The sequence below is a fragment of the Azotobacter chroococcum genome (assembly GCF_004339665.1).
GTDB lineage: Bacteria > Pseudomonadota > Gammaproteobacteria > Pseudomonadales > Pseudomonadaceae > Azotobacter > Azotobacter chroococcum.
Genome location: NZ_SMMU01000001.1, coordinates 210,371 through 227,900, shown reverse-complemented (window position 1 = coordinate 227,900; position 17,530 = coordinate 210,371). Strand labels below are relative to the sequence as shown.

The window sequence follows — 17,530 nt, the reverse complement described above, 5'->3', positions numbered from 1 at the left end:
GGCCCCGGTTCAGGGCCTGGCCGGCGGCGGGGCCAGGCTCGCCGCCTGTGCGGGCGGGCCGATCCGGAAGCCGTGGTCGAAGGTCGGCGCCACGTCCAGGCGCCTGGGCAGCAGGGCGTGGGCCTGGTAGAAGTCGGCGGTCGCCTGCTGCTGGGCGACGGTCGCCGCGTCCACCGCCTGCCAGCGCAGTTCGCGGCGGGCGAAGGACAGGCGGGCCGCGTCCTCGGGAAAGCCGATGATCCGCGCCAGGGTCCTGGCGTAGTCGTCGAGGTGCGCGTAGGCCCAGTGCTGGGCGTCGTTCAGGCGCTGCAGATAGTCCTGCAGGGCCTCGCGGCGGGCCGGGTCGGCCAGCGCCTTATCGGTGGCGGCGAGGTAGCTGTTGCCGGCCCACAGGCCGCGGCCGTCGACCAGCACCCGGCCCTGGCCGCTGCTTTCGGCCAGGGCGGTGTAGGGTTCCCAGGTCGCCCAGGCGTCCACCGAGCCGTTGGCCAGGGCGATCTTCGCGTCCACCGGGCCGAGGAAGCGGAACTCCACGTCCTGCTCGGCGAGACCGGCCTTTTCCAGCGCCTTGAGGGCGACGAAATGGCCGATCGAGCCGCGCCCGGTGGCGATGCGCTTGCCCTTGAGGTCGGCGGCGGTTTTCAGCGGACTGTCCCCGGCCACCAGCAGTGCGGTGCCGTAGGGGTTGGACTTGTTCACCGCGATGGCCTTGACCTGGGCGCCGGCGGCCAGGCTGAACAGCAGCGGTGCGTCGCCGATGATCCCGGCGTCCACCGCGCCGGCGTTGAGGGCTTCGGCCAGCGGCGCGGCGGCGGGGAATTCCGACCACTGGATGACGTAGGGCAGATCCTTCAGCGCATCGGCCGCCTCCAGCTGGGCGCGCATGTTGCCTTTCTGGTCGGCGATGCGCAGGGTCAGCGGTTCGGCGGCCTGTGCCTGGAAGGCATGCAGGAAGAGGGCGGCGGCCAGTGCGGCCAGGGCGGTGCTTTTCATCACGAGGCTCCTTGCGTCAGAGGGCGAAGCCCGCATCGTCGCGCTCGAGCTGGCGCAGGTAGGCGTCCCAGTGGGATTGCGGGCGGCCCTGGGCGATGGCGAGCTCGAACCCCCGCGCGGCCTTTTCCGCCACCGCCTCGGAGGGGAAGCGCAGCGCCGCGCCGCCGGACTGCGCGGCCAGCTGGGCGGCGCAGGCGCGCTCCAGGAAATAGAGGTTGTAGAAGGCTTCCTCGATGGTCCGGCCGCTGGTGAGCAGGCCGTGGTTGCGCAGGATCAGCGCGTCGTGCTCGCCGAGGTCGGCGATCAGCCGCTGCTGCTCGTCCAGGTCCAGGGCGATGCCCTCGTACTCGTGGTAGGCCAGGCGCTTGTGGAAGCGCATGGCGTGCTGGGAAATCATCAGCAGGCCGTCCCGCTGCGCCGATACGCCGATGCCGGCCGTGGTGTGGGTGTGCAGCACCGCGTGGGTGTGCTCGCGGGCGCGGTGGATGGCGCTGTGGATGATGTAGCCGGCGCGGTTGATGCCAAGGCCGGTAGGGTCGTCGAGCAGGGTGCCGTCGATGTCCACCTTGACCAGGCTGGAGGCGGTGATTTCGTCGAAGGCCAGGCCGTAGGGGTTGATCAGGAAGTGCCGGTCCGGCCCCGGCACCCGCACCGAGAAGTGGGTGTAGATGTGGTCGGTCCAGCGCAGCCGGGCGGCCAGGCGGTAGGCGGCGGCCAGCTTGACGCGGGCTTCCCATTCTGCGGCGCTGACGCGCTCCTTGACCGGGGCGATCCGGGTGATGGCGTTCATGTTGGGGAATCTCCTTAACGGGCCGCCTGCGCGGGCGGCGACTGCAGGTAACGGTTGAAAGAGGCGTCGAACAGGCTGACGGCCGGGTAGCTCTTGATCAGGCCGATCCGGCTGAAGAAATCCACGGTCTTCTGGGCTTCGGCGACCGCCTGGTCGTCGATCGGCCGCACGCGGATGGCCGCGCCGGAGAACCAGCGGCGGGCGATGTCGCGCTCGGCGCGGGTCAGTTCGGCCCTGGTGTCGGCATAGCGCTTGCTGTTGGCCGGGTCCTGGCGGACCCAGTCGCGGGCCTGCTGCAGGCGGCGCAGGAAGTCGCCGAGCAGTTCGCGCTTGTCGGCGATGGACTTGTCGGTGGCGACGACGAAGCTCTGCGCCGGGATCAGGCCCTCGGCGGTGGTCAGGATCCGCGCGCCGTTGCGCACTTGCTGGCTGACGTAGGGTTCCCAGGTGGCGATCACGTCCACCGCACCGCCCTCCAGTGCGTGGGAGGCGTCCAGGGCGCCGAGGTAGCGCAGCTGCACCTCGTCGGGGGAAACCCCGGCCCGCTCCAGGGCGGTGAACAGCAGCTGCTGGCTCCAGGAGCCTTTCCAGATCGCCGCGTTCCTGCCGCGCAGGTCCGCCAGGCTGTGGATCGGCGAATCCTTGCGGACCAGCACGGCCACCCCGTCGAGGTTCTGGGTGCTGACGCCGATCACCTTGATCGGAGCGCCCAGCGCGCCGAGGAACAGCGGCGGCGCGTCGCCCAAAAGGCCCACGTCGAGGCTGCCGGTGTTCAGCGCCTCGGCCACCGGCGAGCCGGCGGTGAACTGCTTCCACTCCAGGGCGTAGGGCAGGTCGGCGAGCACCCCGGCGGCCTCCATGACCGTGCGGTTGTTGAAGCTCTGGTCGCCGACCACCAGGGTGGCGGCGAGGGCCTGGGCGCCGGCGAGCAGGGAGCTGCCGAGCAGCGCGGCGCCGAGCAGGCGTTTGAAGCGTTTTCCGGGCATGGCGTGTCCTCAGGTGTAGGCCCGCACCGGCGGGTACCGGCCGTTCAGGGCGTATTCGCCGACTTCCAGCAGCTTGTGGGCGAGCGGGTCGTGCAGGCTGTGGGTGCGCGTGTCGCGCCAGAAGCGGTCGAAGGCGTAGCGGTTGTGGGTGGCGCGCGCGCCCATCACCTCGAACACCCGGCTGGTGACGTCGAGCGCGGTGCGGGCGGCGAGCACCTTGGCGGCGGCCACCTCGATGGCGGCCTCGCCGCGCAGCTCGGCGGTGAAGGCTTCGTCCGCGGCGAGCAGCTCGTCGACCTTGAGCGCGGCGCGGTCGGCCAGGGCGATGGCGCCCTGCAGGGCGATCCACAGCTCGCCGAACTGGCTGACCAGCAGCGGGTCCTGATGGGCCTTGTCGACTCCGGCGTGCAGCCAGGCGCGGCCTTCGCGGTGCACGTAGGCGCGCGCCGCGCGCAGCGCGCCGAGGGCGCTGCCGAGGTAGAACTGGGTGAAGGCGGACTGGTTGACCGGGGTGCGGATCACCGCGGAGAAGTCGTCGCCGTCCTCCAGGTCGTTGGCGATGATTTCGCCGGGCTCGGCGCGCACCTCGCTGAGGACGAAGCTGCCGCTGTCGCTGCGCTCCACGCCGAAGTGGTCCCAGTCGTCGGCGTAGTGCAGGCCGGGACGGTCGGCGGGGATCAGCGCCATCAGCCGCCGGCCGTCGCGGGCATGCCGCGCGCTGACGCTGAGCAGGTCGGCGAAGGCCGCGCCGCTGCAGAAGCCCTTGCGGCCGTCGAGGCGGAAACCCTCGCCGTCCGGCGTGGCGAGGATGTCGTCGTCGCGCGGGTTGACCACCCCGGCCAGCCACAGCCGGCGTTCGGCGATTTCCGCCAGCAGGCGGTCGCGGCGCGGCTGCGGCTCGCGGCGCAGGTTGACCACGTTGAGCTGGTGGTAGCCGTAGAGCATGCCGACCGAGCCGTCGCCGGCGGCCAGTTCGCGGATGGTGCGGACGATCAGCGACCAGCGCTGGCCGGCACCGCCCAGTTCGCGGGGGATCGCCAGGTTGGTCAGGCCGCTGTCCTTGAGGCGCCGCAGCTGGGCGTCGGGGCGTTCGCGGGTGCGGGTGCGGCGGGCGATGTCGCGGGCGAATTCCTCGCCGATCTCGCGGGCCAGCGCCAGCCAGTCCTCGGCGGTCGTGGGGGTGCCCATTCAGGCCTCCAGGGGGCCGAGGCCCAGGTGTTCGCGCAGGGTCGTGCCCTCGTAGGCGCGGCGGTAGAGACCCAGGCGCTGCAGGTGCGGCACCACGCTCTCGGCGAATTCGGCGAAGGAGCCCGGCAGGTAGCCGGGGGAGATCACGAAGCCGTCGCAGCCGCCGGCGTTGAAGATCTCCGCCAGCTGCTCGGCGATCTGCACGCCGGTGCCCACCAGCTGCGGCACGCGCACGCTGCTGGCGAAGCTTTGCGCGAGTTCGCCGAGGCTCAGCGAGGCGCCCAGCGAGCGCAGCTTCTCGGCCACCGCCGGCGGGGTTTCGGGCTGTGCGGCGATCGCTTCCAGGCGGGTATCCAGGGGGTAGGCGGAGAAGTCGAAGTTGAGCTGCGCGGCCAGGGTCGCCAGGCCGATCTCCGGGCGCGCCAGGGCGTTGTGGCGGTCGCGCCTGGCGCGCGCCTCGGCCTCGCTGCCGCCGATGAAGGGCATCACCGCGGTGAGCACCTTGCACTGGTCCGCCGCCCGGCCCTGGGCGACCACCTGCCGGCGCACGTCGTCGCGGAAGGCGCGCATGGCCGGCAGGTTGCCGTGGATACTGAAGATCGCCTCGGCCCAGCGCGCGCCGAAACGCCGGCCGCGGCCGCTGGAGCCGGCCTGGATCAGCAGCGGGCGGCCCTGCGGGCTGCGCGGGATGTTCAGCGGACCTTCGACCTTGAACCATTCGCCCCGGTGGGCGACGTCGCGGACCCCGGCCGGGTCGGCGAGGATGCCCTGTTCGCGGTCGAGCTTGAGCGCGCCCGGCGCCCAGCTGCTCCACAGCTTCAGGGCGACCTCGACGAACTCGTCGGCGCGGTCGTAGCGCAGGTCGTGTTCCAGATGGCGGTCCTTGCCGAACAGCCGGCCCTCGCTGTCGTTCATCGAGGTGACGATGTTCCAGGCGGCGCGCCCGCGCGACAGGTGGTCGAGGGTGGCCAGCGAACGGGCCACGTGGGCCGGCTCGTAGTAGGTGGTCGAGCGGGTGACGCCGAGGCCGAGCCGGCGCGTCTGGCCGACCAGGTAGGAGAGGATCGGCAGCGGGTCGAGGCGGGTGGCGTCCTGGGCGCCGTAGCGCAGCGCGAGTTCGCGGGCGCCACCCAGCTGGTCGCCGATGGCGAAGCGGTCGGCGAAGAACAGCAGGTCGAACAGGCCTTCCTCCAGCACCCGGGCGCTGCGCGCGTAGTACTCGGGATCGAGGTAGTCGCCGAGGGTGTCCGGGTGGCGCCAGACGGCATGGCTGTGGACGACGGGGCCGGCGAGCAGGAAGCCGGCCAGGTGGATCTGGCGGCTCATCGGTCGGTCTCGCGGTCGGGCAGGGGAAGGAGGCTCGCCGGGGCGAGCAGCGGATCGGTCATCGAGCGTTCTCCACGAAAGGCTGTGGAGCGCTCCGCTGGTGCGGTCGCGCCGGATGTTGCGGCGGGGAAGGGGCTCAGGCGCGGCGGGCGCTGTTCTGCAAGTCGCGTTCGGCCGCCTTGGCGCGGATCAGCGGGATCAGCTCGCGGCCGTAGTCGACGGTGTCGTTGAGCGGGTCGAAGCCGCGGATCAGGATGTTGCGGATGCCCAGGTCGTAGTAGTCGATCAGGGCGTCGGCGACCTGTTCGGGGGTGCCGACCAGCGCGGTGGAGTTGTGGCCGCCGCCGACCAGTCCGGCGATGCCGGTCCACAGGCGCTTGTCGACCCGCTCGCCCTGGGCCACGGTGGCGCGCAGGCGCTGGGCACCGATGCTTTCCGGCTTGAGGGAGAGTTCCGGGCGGGCCACTTCATGGCGCGCGCGGGCGCGGCTCAGGATGACCTCGGCCTTGGCCCAGGCGGCGTCCTCGGTGGCGGCGACGATCGGCCGGAAGGACACGCTGAACTCGATGTCGCGCCCGTGCCTGGCCGCCTCGGCGCGGACCCGCTCGACCAGTTCGCGGGTCTGCTGCAGGGATTCGCCCCACAGCATGTAGACGTCGGCGTGCTTGCCGGCGACGCGGATCGCCGCGTCCGAGGCGCCGCTGAAATACACCGGCAGGTGCGGCTTCTGCTCGCTCTTGACCGCCGAGAAGGCCTGCTCGACCTGATAGAACTCGCCCTGGTGGTCGAACGGCTGCTCGGCGGTCCAGGTCTTGCGCACCACCTCGAGGAACTCGTCGGTGCGCGCATAGCGCCGGTCGTGGTCGAGGAAGTCGCCGTCCTTGCGCTGCTCGGTGTCGCTGCCGCCGCTGATCACGTTCAGCGCCAGGCGGCCGTCGAGCAACTGGTCGAGGGTGGCCAGCTTGCGCGCGGCCAGGGTCGGCGCGACGAAGCCCGGGCGGTGCGCGAGCAAGAGGCCGATGCGGCTGGTGGACAGGCCGGCCAGGGCGGTGACCAGGAAGCCGTCGGGCTGATCGGACCAGTAGCCGACCAGGATGCGGTCGAAGCCGGCGTTCTCGTGCGCCTGGGCGAAGTTGCGGATGTAGTTCTTGTCGAACACCGGACCCACCGGGGCGATGGTTTCCGAGGAAAGTCGATGGCCGATCATGCCGAGAATCTGAACGCTCATGTGCCGGGCTCCTGCCTGTGCGAGGGATGGATAGGACAAGGGCCTGTTCGTCTCTTATAAGAAAAGGATCTTGTCCGGCTGGTTGCTTAGAAGGCTACAGAGCGTGTCTTGATGATGGAAATTCATTTTTTGCATATTCTAATATGTAAAAAATGAATGTAGTGGTGTGAGGAAGGGGCAGAGGGATGTCGCTTTCAACCTCCACTATTGGTGTGAGGTCTGGCTTCGGTGGATGGTGGCCCGTTTCCCGGGGATATGACGAAGCGCTTTCCTCGGCCCCGCCGACAGGTTTCGCCTTGCACGGCGAGTCACTTTTGCCAGTCGCGGCAAAAGTAACCAAAACCGCTTGCCCCTATCATCCGGCCCTGCGCTGCGCTCCGGGTTCCCTCTCTCCGTCGTCGTTCCAGGGGCCCGGCCCGAAAGGCCATCCCTGGCCATCGGGCCTTTCGCCGCATCCATGCGGCTCAACCCCTTCCACGACGACTCCGCTCGGCCTTCTGCAAGGGGCGTTCGGTGCCGCTTGGCAGCTTTGGCGTCAAAAAGCAAAAAGCCAGAAGCCGCCGCCTGAAACCTGAGAGGCTTTGTGAGGGTTCAGCCCACACCCAAGTCCCCTACAGAAGGCCGAGCGCAGGCGCTGTGGAGGGGGACGCGAGGCAGGACGCCGAGCGAGTCGCGAAGGGACAGGGACGTCCCTTCGCGGCGTGCCCCCGGAGCAGTGCCGGAGGGAGGGAACCCGCAACGGAGCGCAGCGCAGTGAAGGGCCGGATGTCGGGTGCCGTTCTTCTTTGGTCACTTTCTTCTTGGGCAAGCAAGAAGAAAGTGACTCGCCGTGCAAGGCGAAACCCGTCGTTGGGGCCGAGGAAAGCGCTTCGTCATGACGCCCGGAAAACGGGCCAACATCCCCAGCCACTCCCCCTGCGTTCAGCCAAGCACCAGCCGAATCAGAGTCCCCTCAGCGGGGAGCGTTTCCCGAAGCAGCTTCATTTGCCGCAGCCCCGGCCGTCGCCGGCGCAGGGGGCGGCGCCGGAACGAGGCTGCCGGCCAGCACCATCGCCACGAACACGGCAATGCACCCCCACACCAGCACCGACAGGCGCTTGGGTACCTGTCCGGTCTTTCGGTTCCTGAACAGCGACGGCGCGATCACGCCGACGATGGTGGCCGCAGCCAGCAGCAGCGCGAGAACGCTGAGAATTCCGGCCAGTAAGGGCATCTACTTTCTCCCGGTTCGAAGGGGTGAGCGCCTGTTCGACTCGCGAGCGCTCGGATCTGTCCGCCCGGGGCCGGTGCTGCAGGGGCTCCAGCCAGGGGGCGGCCTATTCTGGGGGACTGGAGCCGATTTCACCATCCGTGGCCACCGGGGCAGGAAGCCGGGGACGCGGCGCCCGGAAGGCAGCGGCGGGGCGGACGCGGAGGTCGGCGCGGCCCTCAGCCGCGCGCCAGGCGCCAGAGCCGGGCGATGTCGGCGGCGCGCCGGCGCAGCAGGACGGGGGCGTCGGCGAGGGCGGCGGTCAGGCTGATCGGTCCCGGCGCCAGGCTGAAGGCGGCGTCGATGCCGTGGCCGTAGAGGCGCTCGTAGCCCTCGCCGAGCGTGCCGGCCAGGGCGACGACCGGCACGCCGTGGCGCTTGGCGATGGTCGCCACGCCCATCGGCGTCTTGCCGTGCAGGGTCTGCTCGTCGATCCGGCCCTCGCCGGTGATCACCAGGTCGGCGCCGATCACCGCCTGCTCCAGGCCGCTGACCTCGGCGACCAGCTCGATGCCGGGACGGAAGGCCGCGCCGAGGAAGGTCCGCGCCGCGAAGCCGATGCCGCCGGCCGCGCCGCTGCCGGGGTTGTCCCGCGCATCGCGGCCCAGCGCCGTCGCGCAGACGTCGGCGAAGCGGGCAAGGGCGGCGTCGAGCTGGCGCACCTGCTCCGGCGTCGCGCCCTTCTGCGGACCGAACACCTGCGAGGCGCCGCGCGGCCCGCACAGCGGGTTGTCGACGTCGCAGGCGACCTCGAAATCCACCTGCGCCAGGCGCGCATCGAGGCCCGTCAGGTCGATCCGCTGCAGCTGCGCCAGCGCCGCGCCGCCGGGCGGCAGCGGGCGGCCTTCGGCGTCTTCGAAGCACGCGCCGAGGGCGCGCAGCATGCCGCTGCCGGCGTCGTTGGTGGCGCTGCCGCCAAAACCGAGGACGATCCGCTCGGCGCCGGCCTCCAGCGCCGCGAGGATCAGCTCGCCGGTGCCGTAGGTGCAGCTGCGCAAGGCATCGCGGCGGTTCGCCGGCACCCGGTGCAGGCCGCTGGCCGCGGCCATCTCGATCACCGCGCTGCGGTTCCCGGCGACCCAGCCCCAGTGCGCCGCCACCGGCTCGCCGAGCGGGCCGCGCACCAGGCTTTCGCGGCGCTCGCCGCCGACCGCGGCGATCACCGCGTCCACCGTGCCCTCGCCGCCGTCGGCCATCGGCCGGCAGAGCAGCTCGGCCTGCGGCCAGACCTCACCGAGCCCGGCGGCGATGGCCGCGGCCACCTCGGCGGCCGACAGGCTTTCCTTGAACGAATCGGGAGCGATGACGATTTTCATGGCGGACTTCTCTTCTTGTCTTGGAGGATGGGATGCGCGCAGGCGCTGGCCTCATTCTGCGGGGCAAGCATCCGGCGCGCGTCGACGGAACGACCAAGAGCGGCGCGGCATTTCTGTGCAAAAGCACAAAGCCTCAGGCCTCCGGCAGCAGTTGCATGCCCAGGTAGAGGGTCAGCAGGCCATCCAGGCGCAGCGGATCGACCCCGCTCAGCTCGGCGATCCGCTCCAGGCGGTAGCGCAGGCTGTTGCGGTGCACACCGAGGGCATCGGCGCAGGCCTGGCTGTGCCCGCGGTGCTCGCACCAGCTGCGCAGGGTGCCGAGCAACTGGCCGCCGGCATCGCGGGCACGCAGCTGCTGCAGCGGCTGCAGCAGTTCCCTGACCGCCTCGTTGTCGCGGTAGTGCCAGAGCAGTGCCGGCAGGCGATAGCGCGACAGGCCGAGCAGCCGCTGTCGGGAGAGGATCGCCCGGCCGTAGGCCAACAGGTCGCGCACCCGGCGGTAACCGTGGCGCATGCCCTCGACGCCCTCGGCCAGCTCGCCGACGGCGACGCGCAGCACCTGCCAGCCCTGTGCCGCGAGCCGCTCCAGCAGCTGCGTCTGCGCCTGCTCGTCGAGGCTGGCTCCGGGCTGGCACCAGACTAGCGAGCCGGCCGCCGGCGAGACGCACCAGCTGTCCGGATGGCGCCCCTGCAGCCAGTCGCCCAGTCGCTCGGCCGACTGCCCCTCGGCCAGCTCGAACAGCCAGGGCGTGCGCGCCAGCTGCGGCTTGAGACCGAGCAGGCGGGCCTCGTCGAGCAGCCGCGGGGCGTCGCCGCCTTCTTCCAGGAGCAGCGCCATCAGGTCGTCGCTGCGCTGGCGCCGCCAGCGGTGTTCGGCCTGCTGGTGGCGCTGGGCGACCAGCATTTCGGCGGTCATGCGCAGCAGCTCGCCGTAGAGGCGTACCTGCTCCGGGTCGCCGGTGATGCCCAGCACGCCGATCAGTTGCCGGTCGAAGAACAGCGGCAGGTTGATCCCCGGCTGCACGCCCTTCAGGCAGGCCGCCGCCTGGCTATCGATCGCCACCACCCGGGCGTTGGACAGCACCAGCTGCGCGCCCTCGTGGCGGGTGTCGATCCGGCTGGGCTCGCCGCTGGCGAGGATCAGCCCCTGGCTGTCCATCACGTTGACGTTGTACGGCAGGATCGCCATCGCCCGTGTGACGATGTCCTGCGCCAGCTCATGGTCCAGTTCGAACATGCAAGTCCACTCCCGTGGCGAAACCTGTCCAGCCCTCTCGGAAGGGCCTCTTCAATTGTGTACGCCAGTCCCGCGCCGGTGTCCCGAATCCCGATGGGGCGCCCAGCATCGGCTCGTCCCCCGGCAGGGGCATTGTTCATCTGCACAACCGGGCAGGCCGGCTGTCGTGCAGATCGCCGAAGACGATGGCCAGTCGATCGCCGAGACTCCGCAGCCAAGGAGCCCGTGGTGGATAGCGGCTCCGAATAACAACCACAAGAGAGATAAGAAATGTCCCTTCCCGACAGCCCCACAGCCTGTTCCGTCGCTGTCCAGAACGAGCGGAACGCGTTGTATCGAAACGTCTACGGCCTCGGCGCCGGCATCTTCTTCATCGGCTACGTGCTCTGCGGCGTGCCCAGCAACCTGGCGCTGAACCGCTTCGGCCCGCGCCGCTGGATCGCCGTGATGATGATCGCCTGGGGCCTGGCTTCGACTGCCCTGCTGCTGGTCGAGACGCCCGGCCAGCTCTACGCCCTGCGCCTGTTCACCGGTGCCGCCGAAGCCGGCTTCTTCCTGGGCATGGTGCTCTACCTCTCGCAGTGGTTCCCGGCCAGCCGCCGCGGCCGCATCATGGCCCTGTTCATGGCCGCCATTCCGGTGTCCGGCCTGGAGGGCGGGCCGTTCTCCGGCTGGATCCTCAACTATTCGCTCTACGTCACCCTCAGCAGCAGGAAACACTGGCTGTGGCGCGCGCTGGACCAGCACGGCGCGATGCTCGATGTGCTGGTGCAACGCTGGCGCGACAGGCAGGCGGCTCATGCGCAAGCTGCTCAGGAAGCACGGTCGCGCTCCGCGTGTCCTGATCACTGACAAGCTCGGGAGTTATGCGGCGGCGAACAGGAAAATGGGGTTGAACCTCGAACACCGCCAGCACAAGGGGGTTGAACAACCGGGCGGAGAATTCGCACCAACCGACCCGGGTATGCGAGAAGGTGATGCGCCGCTTCAAGTCAGTTGCAACGATTTGCTTCGGTCCATGATCAGGTCGCCAACTTGTTCATGCACTGCTGAGGTTCTGATGGCCCAGGATGGTCTGTACCATTCCCAGCTCGCCCATCGTAGCCAGGAGACGAGGGGCCATTCAGCAGGCCGCCAGACGCCCACCAGCGACGATTTGCGCTCCATTAGAAGGAAAGAAAGCGCTCGAGCTGCCTGTCGCGCCTCCTGTGCGGTCCTGTGGGCCGGCTACGGCCCTTGTCAGAGGTAAGCTGCAGGCACCCTCCGGTATGTTTCAAGCTGCAGCCCGGGGCCGGCTGAGAATGCCTACAGGGGCACAGGCGTATGCGGCGGCTGCCCTGCCGTAAACGCCTCGATATTGGCCAGGACACAGGCCTCCTGCTCCTGCGCCGCCTCGAGGGTGCTACCGCCGATGTGCGGCGTCAGGGCCACGTGAGGAAGCTCGAAGAGTTCGCTGGGGATCGAAGGCTCGTGCTCGTAGACATCCAGCCCCGCGCCGGCGATCTGGCCGGTTTTCAAGGCATGCACCAGGGCCTTCTCGTCCACGGTCGTCCCGCGCGAAACATTGATCAGAAATCCTTGCGGGCCCAGTGCCTGCAGCACAGCAGCGTCGATCGCATGGTAGGTGCTGGCGTCTGCCCGCATGGACACGACCAGCACGTCCGCCCAGGTGACCAGTTGCATGATGGAGTCGAAATACGGATAGGGAGCCTCCGGGCGGGCCTTCCTGCCGTGGTAGCCGACCTCCATGTCGAAGGCCGCGGCGCGCTTGGCGACGTTCAGGCCTATGGCACCCAGGCCGCAGATGCCCAGCCTGCGGCCGGTCAGTCCGCGCACGGGTTGCATGCGCTCGCCGGCGTTGCCTTGCCAGCGCCCGGCCTCCAGGTATGCGCGGGCAGAGGAAAGATTCCTGATGCTCGAGATCAGCAGGCCCATCGCCAGATCGGCCACGCTTCTCGCGTTTGCGCCGGGACTGTTGGTCACGACGATCCCACGTTCCCGTGCGTGATCCAGGTCGATGCCGTCGTAGCCGCTGCCCAGGCAGCAGATCAGTCCCAGTTGCGGGAGCCTAGCCAACGACGCTCCCGGCATGCGCGTCGAGCCGAACGCGACGACGATGCGTATTTCCCCAGCCAGTTCCGGTGGTAGCGCGGCAACTGCCTCGTCAAAGCCGGCGGCCGTTGCCTCGATCACCCTGAAACGGGCTTTCAGGCGTTCATGAAATGGCTCGGAAACACGTGAAGCGAGGAGAATAGTGGGCTGCATGGAGGTTTCTCGTTGGGGGCGATTGCAAGGGTGAGTGCAAAACGACGACTCATAGCATGCCCTCCCATCGTCCCTGCCGTCACCGCTTCGCATAGACGGCACCACGCGCGGCAGAGCAGCCGCGGCGTAAGTCCCAGAGCGTTGGCAAAGCCTCTGCCACTCATGGGAGCCGGGGCTGGGATGCCATATCGCCGCCCAAGGCAGAACTCGCCGGTCCTCCCTCACAAATTTGCGATCCCCCTGCGCTCTGGTCAGTTTTTGACCGCCCCATGCTGGCGCGCATCCCACGTGAGGCCGGCCGCGTTTTCCACAGCCTTATTCACCAAGGCTGGGGATAAAGCCTCATCGAGCTGATGGATGAAAAACACTCAATCCAGCCTTCTACTGCCAAACTTAGCAAAAATTAAAAGTGCTCGAGCATAAGAAATTTATTATGAATTTCTGGCTATCCATTGCTCACGAGCAATTCGATAAAGGCAATGCTCTTGGAGCCAACTACCAATTGGAACTGCTGGGTGCTTAAAAGTCGAAGCACTCTCAATCATACCGAGACGTTTCATTACAGCACGCGTTCTAAAATTGCCGATGGTTGTGAAGGCTACTATTTCTGGCAGTTTCAGCATTTCGAATCCAACTTTAAGTGCGGCATTTGCCGCTTCAGTGGCATAGCCCTTTCCCCAGTAGAGCGATGAAAGCCGCCAACCGATCTTAACACATGGCGAAAAAGGCAACTCAGCAGTTGGGACATGCAAGCCCACAAAGCCAATGAAGCACTTATCTGCTTTTGCTTCAACAGCCCAGAAGCCCCAAGCACGTTGCTCAATAAGTGACTCGCATAGATCAGCCATTGCGTCGCTTTCCTGTCGACTAAGCGTGGACGGAAAATACCTCATTACTTCCTGATCTGCATTGAGCTCTGCAAACGGCAGGTGATCCGAAGTTCTCCATTACCTAAGGAATAGACGGCTAGTCTCAATCTGAATCAACTCAGCCACAAGCATCTCCCTTTCGATAGCTACTAATCTTTTTAAAGGTAATATCATATTGCTGTATATCGGCAGTCCGGGTGGCGGAAAAACGACTTCACCAACTCCGGCAGCTTCTGGATTCTGCGCAGCGCACCCAGGGCCAATTTCTTCATTTCTTCCCGGTTCTGCACAGGACGCCTGGACACACTGCGCCTGACGTGCCCCCAGATCTGTTCGTCCGGGTTCAGGTGCGGCGAGTACGGCGGCAGATGGAAGAGCTTCAGGCGCCCCGCCTGTTCTTCGACAAACGCCCTGACCAGCCGGGCCTTTTGAACCGGATGGCCATCGACGATCACGAAGACCGGTTGCTCGGCACCGACCAGCAGGCGCTTGAGAAACTTGCGGAACACGCTGGCTGTCACCGTCCCGTCGTGCAGCATGAAGCGGAACTCGCCGCGCGTCCCGACTGCCGACAGCATGTTCACCGAGAAGCGCCGGCCGGTCACCTCGAGCACCGGCGTTTCCCCCTGCGCTGTCCAGGCCGTGCCGGCATGGTCGGAGCGAAGGCCCGACTCGTCCGCGAAGTAGATCCTCACTCCCGCCGCGCGGGCCTCGGCCCGAATGGCCGGCCAGATCTCGCTTTCCCACTGGCGCACCAGCGCCGCATCCTGCTGCCAGGCGCGATGCAAGGGTTTCTGTGCGGTGAAGCCGAGCAGCTTCATGATCCGGCTCACCGCCGACAACGACAGCGTCTTGCCGAACTGGTGGTGGATCAGTTCGGCGATCAGCGACAAGGTCCACAGGCCGAATTCGAAGCGGTATTGCAGCGGCGAGTAGTCCCGAACGGCCTGTGCCAGCCAGCGCATTTCCTCGGCACCGATCCTGGGCGGACGTCCGGGAATCGGCTTGGCGAGCAGGGCGTTCTGTCCGCCATTGGCGAAGTCGGACAGCCATCGAAAGACGCTGCGGATATTGACGCCGAAGGCGGCCGCCACGCTTTGGACGGTCTGCCCTTCGCGGACAGCCTTGATCGCCTGTTGACGCATGACCTGGAGGTATGTGAAGACGTGCCGGACGACGAGGTCGCTGCCGTCCGGCTGCTTCGGTATTTCACCAGCTGCTGCCCAGCCCAAGCAGCTCCAGCGCCTGCTGGCGCAGCTCGACCAGGTGCGGGTCGTCGCGGTGGCGCGGGTAGAGGCGCTCGACCTTCAGCTCGGCGAGGATGCGCGCCGGCCGGTTGCTGAACACCAGCACCCGGTCGCAGAGCAGCAGGGCTTCCTCCACGTCGTGGGTGACCAGGAGCGAGCTGTAGCGCTGCTGCTGCCAGAGGCGGATCAGTTCGCCCTGCATGGCGATGCGGGTCAGCGAGTCGAGCTTGCCCAAGGGCTCGTCGAGCAGCAGCAGGCGCGGTTCGTTGACCAGCGCGCGGGCCAGCGCGGCGCGCTGGGCCATGCCGCCGGACAGCTGGCGCGGGTAGGCGTCGCGGAACTCGCCGAGGCCGACCTTGGCCAGCGCCGCGTCGACCCGTTCGCGCTGGCTGTTGATCAGGCCGCGGGCCTGCAGGCCGAGGGCGACGTTGTCCCACACGGTGCGCCAGGGGTAGAGAGTCGGGTCCTGGAACACCAGGATGCGCGACGGATCGGGCGCGCCGATCGGCTGGCCGTCGACCAGGATCTGTCCGGACAGCGGCGCCTCCAGCCCGGCGACCAGGCGCAGCAGGGTCGACTTGCCGCAGCCCGAGGGGCCGAGCAGGGCGACGCTCTCGCCCGGCTGCAGGCTCAGGTCGACCTGGTTGAGCACCGGCAGGCTGGTCTTGCCCAGGTCGAAGGCATGGCTGAGGTTCTTCACTTCCAGGTGCAGGCCCCGCGTCGGGGCTGCGGTCTTCAGGCTGGCGCTCACCATTTCACGGCTCCTTTCTGCCAGGACAGGACGCGGTCGCGGATCAGGAACAGCGCGGTGATCAGCCCCGAGCAGAGCAGCGCCATCACCAGCAGCGCGGCGTACATGTTGGCGTAGGCCGCCCAGCCCTGGGCCCATTGCAGGTACCAGCCGAGGCCGGCCTTGACGCCCATCATCTCGGCCACCACCAGCACCGAGAAGGACGCGCCCAGACCCATGAACAGGCCGACGAAGACGTGCGGCAGGGCCGCCGGAATCGCCACGCGGAAGATCAGGAAGCGCTCGCTGGCGCCCAGGGTGCGGGCCACGTCGTAGTAGGCGCGGTCGACGCTGGCGACGCCCGACCAGGTCAGCACGGTGACCGGGAACCAGGTCGCCAGGGCGATCAGGAACACGCTGGCGCCCCAGCTGCTGGGGAAGATGAAGAAGCAGATCGGCAGCAGCGCGGTGGAGGGCACCGGGCCGAGGATGCGCAGCACCGGGTGCAGCCAGTAGCCGATGCGCTGCGACCAGCCGATCGACACCCCGGCGATGAAGCCGCACGCCGAGCCGAGCAGCACGCCGTTGGCGAGCAGCCAGAAGGAGTGCAGCAGGCTCTCGGCGAGGCGCGGCCAGTCCTCGGCGTAGACCTCCAGCAGTGCCTGCGGCGGGGCGAAGAAGGGCACCGGCAGCAGCCCCAGCTTGGCGGTGGCGAGCTGCCAGAAACCGAGCAGCAGCGGCAGGGCGAGCAGCCACGGGCCGGCCGGGCGCAGGCGCTCGGCGAGCCGGGCGGTCGGGCCGGGGAGCAGGGCGATCAGCGCCAAGAGGGCGGCGATGGCCAGCGAGAGGTTGGCCAGTTCGCGGGTATAGGGCCAGTCGCGGATGGCGTTGGGCGCCTCGCTGCTGTAGAGGGCGAAGGCCAGCCAGCCGGCGGCCGCCAGCAGGCCGGTCTTCCACACGGCGAAGGGGCGGGCGGCGGCCCGGCGCGGCAGTTCAGCTGAATACGTCGGCATGGATGCTCTCCGCGAATTTCCGGGGATCGGTGCTGGCGCGCAGCACTTCCACGGCCTTCAGGTCGCGGGCGTAGACGGCGATCTCGTCGACGAAGGCCTTGCCCACCGAGTAGTGGGCGTGGGTGTGCTCGTTGAGGATGGCGTGGATCTCCTCGGAACTGGTGTTGACCGCGAACTTGAGGAAGTCCTGGGCCACGGTTTCCGGGTGCTGCGCCGCCCAGGCGTGGGCCTGCAGGATGGCGTGGGTGACGGCGGCGGCGACCGGCTTTTCCTTGCGCACCAGATTGCCGCCGACGCCGACCACGCAGCAGCTGAGGTTGGCGTATTCCTCGATCAGGTTGTTGGACAGCTCGCGCTTGCCCGGCTGGTTGCGCAGGCGGTACATCATCGGGTCGGAGCCGCTGGCCGCCTGGATCTCGCCCTTCTCCAGGGCGGTGCCGAGCAGGTCGACCGGGTAGGTCCGCCAGTTCACGTCGCGGACCGGATCTACGCCGTGACGCTTGAGCATCAGCGAGAAGAAGTTCTTGTCCGGGCTGGCCATGTCGGTGACGCCGATGGTCTTGCCCTTGAGTTCCTCGAAGCTGCGCGGGCCGTTCTCCTGGGCGATCAGGCGCAGGCAGCCGCCGTGGGTGCCGGCGGTCAGCTTGACGTCGAAGCCCTGCTCCAGCGCCTTCAGCCAGCGCAGCGCCATGCCGGTGGCGGCGTCGGCCTTGCCGGTGGCCAGGGATTCGAGCAGCACCTCGGTGGAGTGGCCGAAGTTGACGAACTCGACCTCCAGGTTGTGGGCACGGAAGAAGCCCTGGCTGTCGGCCACCGCGACCGGGGCCAGGCAGATGGCGTTGAGGTTGGTCGCCAGCTTGAGCTTGCGTGGCGCCGGCAGCGCCCAGCCCTTGGCGTCGAGCGAGAAGCTTTGTGCCGGCGCGGCATGGCCGGCGTGGGCATGCGGATCGGCGGCCCAGGCGAAGCGGCCGACGGCGGCGGCCGCGGCGGCGGTACCGGCCAGACCGAGCAGGCGGCGGCGGGAGAGGCTGGAGTTGAAGGTCATGCGAATCGCTTCCGTGAGAGTCGGGTGATGGGTTCGGGGTCGGCGGAT

14 protein-coding genes and 2 pseudogenes are annotated in these 17,530 nt (G+C 68.4%); 1 reads left to right on the top strand and 15 read right to left on the bottom strand.

Annotated elements, in window-relative coordinates; all coding sequences use genetic code 11:
* Positions 1-9 precede the first annotated feature (9 nt).
* The 9 genes from EV691_RS01000 to EV691_RS00955 form a co-directional block, all read right to left on the bottom strand.
* Positions 10-993, bottom strand: coding sequence for an ABC transporter substrate-binding protein (locus EV691_RS01000; protein ID WP_131297906.1), 984 nt, complete (start codon positions 991-993; stop codon positions 10-12).
* Positions 994-1,009: 16 nt separating this feature from the next.
* Positions 1,010-1,783 carry a class II aldolase/adducin family protein gene (locus EV691_RS00995; RefSeq protein WP_131297907.1) on the bottom strand — a complete coding sequence of 258 codons (774 nt, stop codon included), beginning with the start codon at positions 1,781-1,783 and terminating at the stop codon, positions 1,010-1,012.
* A 14-nt stretch (positions 1,784-1,797) separates the two neighbouring features.
* Complete coding sequence (locus EV691_RS00990) at positions 1,798-2,769, bottom strand: ABC transporter substrate-binding protein (protein ID WP_131297908.1); 972 nt, start codon at positions 2,767-2,769, stop codon at positions 1,798-1,800.
* Positions 2,770-2,778: 9 nt separating this feature from the next.
* Complete coding sequence (locus EV691_RS00985; RefSeq protein ID WP_131297909.1) at positions 2,779-3,957, bottom strand: acyl-CoA dehydrogenase family protein; 1,179 nt, start codon at positions 3,955-3,957, stop codon at positions 2,779-2,781.
* Positions 3,958-5,283: an LLM class flavin-dependent oxidoreductase gene (locus EV691_RS00980; RefSeq protein ID WP_131297910.1), complete on the bottom strand. Its 1,326-nt coding sequence runs from the start codon at positions 5,281-5,283 to the stop codon at positions 3,958-3,960.
* 136 nt (positions 5,284-5,419) lie between these two features.
* A complete protein-coding gene (locus EV691_RS00975) occupies positions 5,420-6,511 on the bottom strand; it encodes an LLM class flavin-dependent oxidoreductase (protein WP_131297911.1) in 1,092 nt (363 codons plus the stop codon).
* A gap of 952 nt (positions 6,512-7,463) precedes the next feature.
* Entirely contained in the window at positions 7,464-7,724 is a 261-nt protein-coding gene (locus EV691_RS00965; RefSeq protein WP_242672511.1) for a hypothetical protein, read from the bottom strand.
* Between the two features lie 215 nt (positions 7,725-7,939).
* Entirely contained in the window at positions 7,940-9,076 is a 1,137-nt protein-coding gene (locus tag EV691_RS00960) for a glycerate kinase (protein ID WP_131297912.1), read from the bottom strand.
* A 133-nt stretch (positions 9,077-9,209) separates the two neighbouring features.
* Positions 9,210-10,313, bottom strand: coding sequence for a sugar diacid recognition domain-containing protein (locus EV691_RS00955; protein ID WP_131297913.1), 1,104 nt, complete (start codon positions 10,311-10,313; stop codon positions 9,210-9,212).
* Between the two features lie 342 nt (positions 10,314-10,655).
* On the opposite strand from EV691_RS00955, the pseudogene EV691_RS24220 reads away from it, so the two are divergent.
* A pseudogene (locus EV691_RS24220) lies at positions 10,656-11,165 on the top strand (MFS transporter); the annotation flags it as partial.
* A gap of 453 nt (positions 11,166-11,618) precedes the next feature.
* Here the strand turns inward: EV691_RS24220 and EV691_RS00945 are convergent.
* The 6 genes and pseudogenes from EV691_RS00945 to EV691_RS00920 all read right to left on the bottom strand — a co-directional run bounded on the left by EV691_RS00945 (position 11,619) and on the right by EV691_RS00920 (position 17,482).
* The gene (locus EV691_RS00945; protein WP_131297914.1) at positions 11,619-12,578 is read right to left on the bottom strand and encodes a 2-hydroxyacid dehydrogenase; all 960 of its coding nucleotides are present in this window, start codon (positions 12,576-12,578) and stop codon (positions 11,619-11,621) included.
* A 431-nt stretch (positions 12,579-13,009) separates the two neighbouring features.
* A pseudogene (locus EV691_RS00940) lies at positions 13,010-13,510 on the bottom strand (GNAT family N-acetyltransferase); the annotation flags it as partial.
* A gap of 107 nt (positions 13,511-13,617) precedes the next feature.
* Complete coding sequence (locus EV691_RS00935) at positions 13,618-14,592, bottom strand: IS630 family transposase (RefSeq protein ID WP_131297915.1); 975 nt, start codon at positions 14,590-14,592, stop codon at positions 13,618-13,620.
* A gap of 64 nt (positions 14,593-14,656) precedes the next feature.
* Positions 14,657-15,448, bottom strand: coding sequence for an ABC transporter ATP-binding protein (locus EV691_RS00930; protein ID WP_131297916.1), 792 nt, complete (start codon positions 15,446-15,448; stop codon positions 14,657-14,659).
* Complete coding sequence (locus EV691_RS00925; protein WP_131297917.1) at positions 15,442-16,437, bottom strand: ABC transporter permease; 996 nt, start codon at positions 16,435-16,437, stop codon at positions 15,442-15,444. The genes EV691_RS00930 and EV691_RS00925 overlap by 7 nt, the downstream gene beginning before the upstream one ends.
* A complete protein-coding gene (locus tag EV691_RS00920) occupies positions 16,418-17,482 on the bottom strand; it encodes an ABC transporter substrate-binding protein (protein WP_131297918.1) in 1,065 nt (354 codons plus the stop codon). The genes EV691_RS00925 and EV691_RS00920 overlap by 20 nt, the downstream gene beginning before the upstream one ends.
* Positions 17,483-17,530: the final 48 nt, after the last annotated feature.